This is a genomic window from Methylocucumis oryzae, assembly GCF_000963695.1.
GTDB classification, from domain to species: domain Bacteria; phylum Pseudomonadota; class Gammaproteobacteria; order Methylococcales; family Methylomonadaceae; genus Methylovulum; species Methylovulum oryzae.
Window position 1 is genome coordinate 1 of sequence record NZ_LAJX01000093.1, and the last position, 8,682, is coordinate 8,682.

Sequence of the window (8,682 nt, forward strand, 5' to 3'; positions counted from 1 at the left end):
TTCAACGACCCACTTAAACTCGCTCGTTGTCGCTTAGATTCTGCTCGACTACGCGTATGCGTAAAGAAAAAAAAAAACGTCTTAATTGTCTCGCACAACAGAGGCGGAGGTTCTGAACGCAAATTACAAGAAGATATTATTAATCTAACGAATGCGGGTGTCGGTGTTTATACCTTACGGCCCGTTACCAAAAAACCAGAAAAAGTCATCTTAGGGCATCCATCGATTAAGTCGTTCCCTAATATCAACCCATTTGAATTAACCGACTTAACCCATTTAAAAACAGCGCTACAAGTATTAAATATCTCCGAAATACACACACATAGCTTAGTCGACTTCCCTCCTGAAGCACCTAAGCAATTTGAGCAGCTCGTACAACTATTAGAATGCCGTTGGCATATCAACCTACATGACTACAAAGTCATTTGCCCAAGAATCAATCTAGCCGATGAAAACGGCATGTACTGTGGCGAACCTCAAAAGGCAGAACAATGTAATCAATGCCTAAGCGAGCGTGGCTCTGACTTTGGCGTCACCGATATTGTCGCCTGGCGCGCTATGCATCATCATATATTACAATGCGCAGAAAAAAGTTCAAGTACCTGATTTAGACATTGCTGCACGCTTAATTCAGTATTTCCCCGATATTCAATTTACTGTAGCGCCTCATGAAACTATCGATAGCTCTAAACTTGCTATTCAATACCCAAAAATTCAAACCGGTGAAAAACTAAAAATAGTGATTATCGGCGCCATTGGTAAATTAAAAGGCTTTCATGTTATTATCTCTGCCGCAAAATATGCACGCCAAAACAACCTCCCTATAGAGTTCACCCTTATGGGCTATAGTATGAATGACAAACTCATGGAAGAAGCTGGCGTTAGCGTTACGGGAAAATATCACGAACAAGACGCCTTGGATAAACTCAAAACAATCACACCCCATGTTGTCTGGCTACCTTCATTATGGCCGGAAACTTATAGTTATACCTTCTCGCTAGCAATAAGCGCCAATCTTCCCGTATTCGCCTTCGATATAGGTGCCATCGCACGACGTGCCAAAGAAGTTGGTATGCACGATTTATTAATGCCATTAAGCTTAGCAGACTCCCCTGCCAAAATTAACGAACAATTTGAGCAGTTTAGACACACTTGTACCCTACTCTAGCAAGCCCCCCATACGAACACGATAGCAACGAGAACATTATGCAAACAAAACCATCTGCCATGCAGACGCTAGCGAAAGCTAATTTTTCGCGAAAAAGAAAAAATCCCCCATTGAAGGTTATGTGGAACGACTTGAACAAAATGAAATTCATGGCTGGGTCATTAACCGTGAACACACTGAACTCAATATCGTTTTGCGCATTGACAGCGTCTCCTATCAAGCTCCTTATAGCTGGCATGAGCGCGCCGACGTCTCAGCTAGCGTAGGCAGTGAATTTATCTTGCCAGGTTTCACTATAACGATTCCCGATGCTTTATCAGATGCTTACACATCAGCACTACAAAATGACAAAAGCATAGAAGTAATCGCCAATAATAAAGTATTAGTTAACCGTAATAAAACCGCTCCCAGCAGCGAACTTATCACCAAAAAAGCAAAAGCAATAAAGCATTAGAGGGTCATGTCGAGCAAATATTTGGCTTAGAAGTTCGTGGTTGGATTGTTAACCAAGATAAAGACGAAACTCAGCTTGCGTTAAGCATTAATAACAAAATCTATCCTGTCACAGCCAACTGGCATGAGCGCCCTGATGTCGCAGCAAAGTTTGGTTCTGATTTTAAAAATTCAGGCTTCTCGATTATCGTACCCGATGAAATAGTCGACATCTTTCTTGCGGCTTGTCAATACGACCTCGAAGCCAAAGAAGAAGAAACGGGGGAAACCGGATTATTATTAAAAGCAAAAAAACCTGATCGCCCATCGTCAATTGACATTATCGCCAACGATACCCGGCTGTTAAACAAACGCTTGCAAACCAATGCAACGTTAAAATTATTACCGGCAAGCTTTAAGTTCAGTCAAATGCTGGCACAAAATGCCGAAACGGGTATTTATATAACCTCAAAAGATTTCCAACAAGTTTTATCGGGACAAGCAACGTCTCCATTAAAACTAAGCCGTAATAACGCGATAAATGCTAATTTTTATTTAGAACTCGCTAAGCAAAGATTAATTGCGCATAACATCGATGTCGCTAGAACATTGCTAAAAATCTGTTTAACCTTTGAACAACGCGCAGAATTCCTAGAATTATTAGGCAATACTTATTTAGAACAGCGTGACTATGAAAGCGCCGCCTCACACTATGAAGCGGCTGTCCTTGCGAATGGTCGCGTCAGCAAATGGCTATTCTCTAATTTAGAACAAGCGCGCAAGCAATCAACGAGTTCAAAAAACCTCATTCACTCCATCATAGCCGGTATAGAGCGCAACCCTGAGTTTAATTTTCTCTATGATCGTTTAGATAGCTTAATTCACGACTATTGGCTGAAACAGCAAGGCCGCCTAGAAGTCATGGCCATCACCAATGACCGTACTGGTTTATTAACAGCCATGACGGATATTTCTGACTTTATTTATCAAACGTATTTGCAAGCCTTTGGCGCTAAACAAAACCCTACCTATATTAATCAATGCAATTTACAACGCATTCTAATTATCGGTGATATGCATATTCCGCAATGTGTTCGTTACCGCATCGACCAAAAAGTAGAGCAATTAGAATTCGCTGGTAAAGAAGTTACTACGATTTCATGGCTAGAGCTTGCTAAGCATCAGCAAGAACTAGTGTTTCACGATGTAGTCATTTTTTATCGTGTACCGGCAGAGCCACAAGTGCTTAAAACAATGGCACAAGTTAACGCCACAGGTAAGCTATCACTGTATGAAATCGACGACTTATTATTCGATGCCGCTTATCCGCCACCGATAGAAACGTATGGCGGCTATTTAAGTTTGAATCTTTATATTCAAATTTTAAAAGGTATGGCCTCGTTTAACGCTGCCGCCCGCTATTGCCGCTATGGTCTGGCATCGACGCAACCACTGGCCGACAAACTCGCCCAATTAGTCTTTGCCAATCAATGCTATATTCATCGCAACGGTATCGATTCACATAACTTATTCCGCGAAAAAGCACTTAACCCTGCTAAACCGACCATAGATATATTTTATGGTAGCGGTACCATGGCTCATAACAGTGATTTCAATGAATTAGCTCTGCCAGCCATCACACGGATATTGGATGAATACCCGCAAGCGGCATTAATGATTGCCGGCTATTTAAAATTACCCAATGAATTCGTCAAACGCTATCCAGGTCGCATCAAACAAATGCCACCGGTTAAGAACATTAAAACCTACTGGGCATTACTCGAACGCGCCGACATTAACTTAGCGGTATTGCATGATGACGACATTAACAGTTGCAAAAGCGAGCTAAAATGGTTTGAAGCCGCGTGTTTAGGCATTCCATCTGTGCTCAGTACGACAGCAAATTACCGAGATGTGATTCAGCAAGACATAGACGGCATTTTGGTTAGTAGCAGTGAAGACTGGTATCAAGGCTTAAAATCGCTGATAGAAAATCCTGAAAAAACGTCAATCTATGGCGCAACAAGCACTTGCTAGAGTCCATGCCGAATATAGTATAGAAGCCTTAGCAAACAATATTAGCCATGTGTTGTCGCAAGCCGTAATGTCAGCTCAAGTGGCAGAACGCCCCGCACGTAAAAAAATCGCCTTAGTCAATGTCTTCTTCCCGCCACAATCGATAGGCGGTGGCACTCGTGTTGTATCAGACAATTTCGATTTATTGCAGAAAAACTATAGCGAAGAATTTGAATTATGTGTTTTTACCAGCGATGCTGAACATAAAACACCTCATGTTCCGCATGTCATGACGATATACAATCACCAAGGCGCACGCGTTTACCGAGCAACGGTGCTTTGGCGCGAACAGATGGACTGGAATCCCTACGATGAAGAGATGAAAGCGCTATTTGAAGACTTTCTCATCGCCGAGCAACCTGACTTAATTCATTTTCACTGCGTGCAACGCTTAGGCGGTGGTGTCTTAGAAGCGGCTAGAGAAGCCAAAATCCCCTATATTGTCACGACCCATGACGCGTGGTGGATTTCCGACTATCAATTTTTAGTCGATGAAAGCAACAAAGTCTACCCTGATGGACATCCTAACCCTTACGAAGAATACACACCGCCGAGCTTTACTACACTTAGCGAATCCATGGAGCGTATTCTATATCTGAAAGACCTGCTTAATCATGCTGATGAAGTACTCACCGTATCCGATTCTTTTGCTGAAATTTATCACAAAAATGACGTCCCACACGTTAAGATAAATAAAAATGGTATTTCCGCTAGCATAACATGGCTGCCCAAAGACACCCGTTACACCAATAACGTTGTCATAGGTCATGTCGGTGGCATGGCTGAGCATAAGGGCTATTTTTTGCTGAAAAAAGCCATCACAAAGTTACAGCCCAAAAATATAGAAGTACTTGTTGTCGACTCTTCTCAAGAAGAAGGCTACCGCATGGAAAGCCATTGGGGAAAAGTGCCAGTAACGTTTGTTGGGCGCTATAGCCAACTTCGCGTTGCCGAATTATACGGTCAAATCGACGTGTTATTTGCGCCCTCAACTTGGCCTGAAAGCTATGGCTTGGTCACGCGCGAAGCAGCTGCGTGTCAATGCTGGGTAGTTGCTAGCAATATGGGTGGTATCGCGGAAGATGTTATTGACGGAAAAACAGGTTTTGTCATAGAGCCCACGCTAGAAGCCATTACTAACAGCTTAACAACCATCAATAAAAATCCTGAACACTTCAAAGAAAACGTCATAACCCCATCATTAAGATGCGTCACTGAACAAGTTAAAGAATTAGCTGATATTTATCGACAAAGGACCCAACATCATGAATAAATTTGTAATTGGCATAGGTTCACAAAGAGCAGGCTCTACGTTATTACACCGAGTGCTAGAGCAATGCACGCCTATTTACATGCATCCGGTAAAAGAGTTGCATTATTTCGATACCATGTTCAACGTGCGTAATCCCTCAGTGCTACACAAATTTGCAGTCAGTCATTTAAATAAAGATATTGATAGAATTATTAAAGCTAAAGAACTTGGTTTTTTAAATAAACGCTTTAAGAACTCGTTACGCACTAATTTCTTGCTATCGACACGAAAAGTTCAACATATTGACTATTTAGACTTATTCAGACCCTGCGTACAAGGCAGCAAATTACTCGGTGAAATCACCCCTGAATATATGATTTTGCCCCCCGAAGGTATAGCTAAAATGCGTGCCACGGTTGGCGACGATGCAAAAATCCTTTTACTCGCCAGAAACCCAGTAAAGCGCTTTATATCTGCGTTCAAATTACTGATGTATGGGCTCCCTGACGCTGATAACACGTTATTTGAGGAGGAAATGGTTAAATTATTAAACAGCACGAATAGCGAATGGCTAAAGGTGCAAGACGCTTTAAATGACTATGAAACAGCTTTGACTGGTTATCAACAAGAATTTAAGCACGTGCTGATATTAAGCTATGACAATTTGTTTGGAGATGTAGAAGGGACCGCAGAAGAATTGTCAGATTTCCTTCAAGTCCCCGTATCGTTACCTAATTACCAAAAAATTACTGGCACTAAGGTTAATGCGCTTGATGAAACCAAAGACTTATCAGATGGCACCATTGAATTATTAAAAAGCCGCTATGTTAATAACCAAAGTTTCTTAGATAAAACCTTTGGTAAAGACGCGTGTATCGCTTAGAGGTCACACTATGCTAGAAAAACTTGTTATTGGTGCCGGCGCAATGAAAGCCGGTACGACCTGGCTGTATAAGCAACTCGAAGTGCATCCACAAGTTCATTTTACGCCAGAAAAAGAACTCCACTACTTTTCACATAATAAAGGCTTAGGATTAAAGCTAGCGCATAGTGACCGGCAAAAAAAATTACAGCTAGACCGTAAAAAAAAAAACAAAGCGTAAAAACTATTGATTGGTATAAAAACTATGCTGAGCCTGAGATCATTAACGATCAATGGTATTGTTCGCTATTTCAATCTATTCCCAGAAATGTTTATTGCGCGGATTTTTTCTAATCAATATTCGCTGTTAGAAGAAGAGGACTTAGAAAAAATACTTAAAATCGCCAAGCACGTTAAAGTCATTTATACCTTGCGTGACCCATTGGCCCGATTATGGTCGCATATCAAATTCCATTACAAATTTAAAGGCGAAGAAGATTTAGTCGATGAATTAACATTAAAAGAGTTTCGTAAACTCATTAACAAAGCCTGGTTTTGGAAAAACGTAGAGTACGCCTCAAACTATGATCGGTTAGTCAGAGTTTTTGGTGAAGAAAACGTAAAAGTATTTTATCTTGAAGACTTTATTGCATTCCCCCAAGGCTCGCTTTGGCATTTAGAAAAATTTCTCGCTATTCGCCATATTGATTATCAATCGGATGCTTCTGATACCAAAATCAACGCATCAAAAGAATTGTCAATGCCAACACAATGGGAAAAAATGGCTATGCGCAAGTTAAAGCCTTACTACGAAGAATTTTACGCGCGCAATTTGAATCATCCTTCCTGGCGATATTAATTTTTAACCACATCGTATTATTAATACCTACGGAAACCAAGTGCTCAGAGGAATAGTTAAATGAAATTTACGTTGGCGACTTGCGTCAGAAATGAAGGCCCTTATTTATTGGAATGGGTCGCTCATTACAAATTATTAGGTTTTGACCGAATTGTGATATTTTCAAACGATAATGACGATGGTTCTGATGCGTTGCTTGCTGTAATGGAAAAAGCAGGATTAATTGAATGGAGGCCTCGCACCTTAGCCGAAGGCGAAAGCCCACAACTTAGTGCCTTTAGAAGCTTATCAAAAGAACTGTTTAAAGTTCCTGCAGAACACGGTGGCTACCTGTGTTGGTTTGATTGCGACGAATTCTTAGTATTAAAACAACACCAATCAGTACAGGAGTTATTATCACACTATAACCACCCTGACGCGCTATTCATTAACTGGAAGCATTTTGGTTCGGCAAAACAGCAAAACTACCAACAAAACTTAACGATATCACGGTTCATACAGTGCGATTCGACCACGACGCACAACAAATTCGGTAAAAGCATATCAAAAATTAACTCTGAACTTTACGCCTTTATATCAAACCATCGCCCCATTCCAAAGACTGACAATCAATGGGGAAGCGTTATTTATGCCACGGTTCAGGAAAAAGTTTGTGTTGCTAAAGATATTGTGTATGGCAATCATCCAAGAAAAAACAGTGAATCTCCTATCTATCATGATATTTGCCAATTAAATCATTACGCTATTCGTTCACAGGAAGAATATCAGTGGAAAGCGATACGAGGCAATGGTCGCTTAGCCTTAAACGATGATAAAAAACAATTCCGTGATTCCTATTTCAAAGAACATGACTTGAATTCAGAGACGGACACTCTTGCTGCCGACAAATATGCTAAGTTAATTAATGAATTTATAGCAGAATTGCCTGAGGCTATCAAAACAACAAATAACCAAGTTATTTCAGACTTAATAAATCACTATCGAGTTGTCCTTTCCGAGAAACCACAAGCAAATAAAGTAACTAAAGATCAGTCAAGTTGGCTAGAGGCATTTGCCCAGCAAGACAAATTACATGGCTACTCTATCGAAGCTATTGAAAAACGACTGGCATACAGCTCTTTTGTTGGCGACCAATTGAATTATGTATTTGTGGAAACGCCTAAAGCCGCCTGTAGTACTATGAAATGGGTACTAACAGAATTAGAAAATCGAGTAGTAAAGCAAAAGCAGGTTGGTAAAGAAAGCAACCCCGCAATGGTTATTCATCTACGCGAAAGCCATAGAATAAAAAATTTAATGCATATTCAATCGAATATGCGCTTAAACCTTCTTAATAAAAATACGGTTGTCCGCTTCTGTGTAGTTAGAAACCCTTATGCTCGCTTAGCCTCGGCTTGGGCAGACAAAATTAGACAAAAAGAACCTGGGTACGAGAGAAATTGGCAACTTATTGCTAATTATACCAACACTGACTCTAAGCAATGCCCAAGTTTCCCAAACTTTGTACGCTGGGTAGTCGAAACCCAAAATCCTAAACATTGCAACCCACATTGGCGCGCAATGGTTAATTTATTACTACCAGATCTCATTGACTACACACATGTTATACATACAGAAAACTTAGCCGATGAGTTACAAGAAATCCTTAACCTAATTGCGCCTGACAAAGACGCCAACATATTATTAAAAAAACACCGCACAAACGAATCACTACCAATTGAATGGCAAAATTATTATGACGAACAAACAGCAGCCTTGGTTGCAGAATTTTATAAAGAAGATTTTGCTCATTATGGCTATTCAATAACTTCCTGGCAGTCCGCCCCTAAAAGCCTAAGCGCATCGGATCAAATCGAACAGTTGAAAGAAAAGCTCAACCAATATGAACGGGCCGCATTAAACGCAATCAGATCACGCAACGATATTATTTTTGAACTCATCCAAAAAAAACACACAAAATCACCTAACTCCATAGCCACATCTACAAAAAAAACAATACAAAAAAAGTATTCTGGTACTAGGTGACTCTCATG

Annotated in this window: 8 protein-coding genes and 1 pseudogene; all 9 read left to right on the top strand. The window is 40.5% G+C overall.

What is annotated here, in order from left to right; translation table 11 throughout:
* Positions 1-606 (top strand): annotated as a pseudogene (locus VZ94_RS25895) (glycosyltransferase); the annotation flags it as partial.
* Positions 527-1,168: a glycosyltransferase gene (locus VZ94_RS22720; RefSeq protein WP_157844894.1), complete on the top strand. Its 642-nt coding sequence runs from the start codon at positions 527-529 to the stop codon at positions 1,166-1,168. The pseudogene VZ94_RS25895 and the gene VZ94_RS22720, both read left to right, overlap by 80 nt.
* Before the next feature lie 121 nt (positions 1,169-1,289).
* Positions 1,290-1,622 carry a hypothetical protein gene (locus tag VZ94_RS09480; protein ID WP_045779045.1) on the top strand — a complete coding sequence of 111 codons (333 nt, stop codon included), beginning with the start codon at positions 1,290-1,292 and terminating at the stop codon, positions 1,620-1,622.
* Between the two features lie 353 nt (positions 1,623-1,975).
* Positions 1,976-3,637 carry a glycosyltransferase gene (locus VZ94_RS09485; protein ID WP_045779046.1) on the top strand — a complete coding sequence of 554 codons (1,662 nt, stop codon included), beginning with the start codon at positions 1,976-1,978 and terminating at the stop codon, positions 3,635-3,637.
* Complete coding sequence (locus VZ94_RS09490; RefSeq protein WP_204369096.1) at positions 3,615-4,949, top strand: glycosyltransferase family 4 protein; 1,335 nt, start codon at positions 3,615-3,617, stop codon at positions 4,947-4,949. Before VZ94_RS09485 ends, VZ94_RS09490 begins: the two co-directional genes overlap by 23 nt.
* The gene (locus VZ94_RS09495) at positions 4,942-5,811 is read left to right on the top strand and encodes a sulfotransferase (RefSeq protein ID WP_045779047.1); all 870 of its coding nucleotides are present in this window, start codon (positions 4,942-4,944) and stop codon (positions 5,809-5,811) included. The genes VZ94_RS09490 and VZ94_RS09495 overlap by 8 nt, the downstream gene beginning before the upstream one ends.
* Before the next feature lie 10 nt (positions 5,812-5,821).
* Positions 5,822-6,031, top strand: a complete 210-nt coding sequence (locus tag VZ94_RS09500; protein WP_045779048.1) for a sulfotransferase family protein — start codon at positions 5,822-5,824, stop codon at positions 6,029-6,031.
* Positions 6,032-6,055: 24 nt separating this feature from the next.
* Positions 6,056-6,649 carry a hypothetical protein gene (locus VZ94_RS09505; protein WP_131655519.1) on the top strand — a complete coding sequence of 198 codons (594 nt, stop codon included), beginning with the start codon at positions 6,056-6,058 and terminating at the stop codon, positions 6,647-6,649.
* Between the two features lie 60 nt (positions 6,650-6,709).
* Positions 6,710-8,674 (top strand): sulfotransferase family 2 domain-containing protein, encoded by a 1,965-nt coding sequence (locus VZ94_RS09510; protein WP_045779050.1) that lies wholly within the window; start codon positions 6,710-6,712, stop codon positions 8,672-8,674.
* Positions 8,675-8,682 lie beyond the last annotated feature (8 nt).

Bases quoted from the DNA above. Each gene is read 5' to 3' on its own strand.
- VZ94_RS09490 (WP_204369096.1), top strand. From the start codon at position 3,615: ATGGCGCAACAAGCACTTGCTAGAGTCCATGCCGAATATAGTATAGAA.
- VZ94_RS09510 (WP_045779050.1), top strand. From the start codon at position 6,710: ATGAAATTTACGTTGGCGACTTGCGTCAGAAATGAAGGCCCTTATTTA.
- VZ94_RS09505 (WP_131655519.1), top strand. From the start codon at position 6,056: ATGCTGAGCCTGAGATCATTAACGATCAATGGTATTGTTCGCTATTTC.
- VZ94_RS09500 (WP_045779048.1), top strand. From the start codon at position 5,822: ATGCTAGAAAAACTTGTTATTGGTGCCGGCGCAATGAAAGCCGGTACG.
- VZ94_RS09495 (WP_045779047.1), top strand. From the start codon at position 4,942: ATGAATAAATTTGTAATTGGCATAGGTTCACAAAGAGCAGGCTCTACG.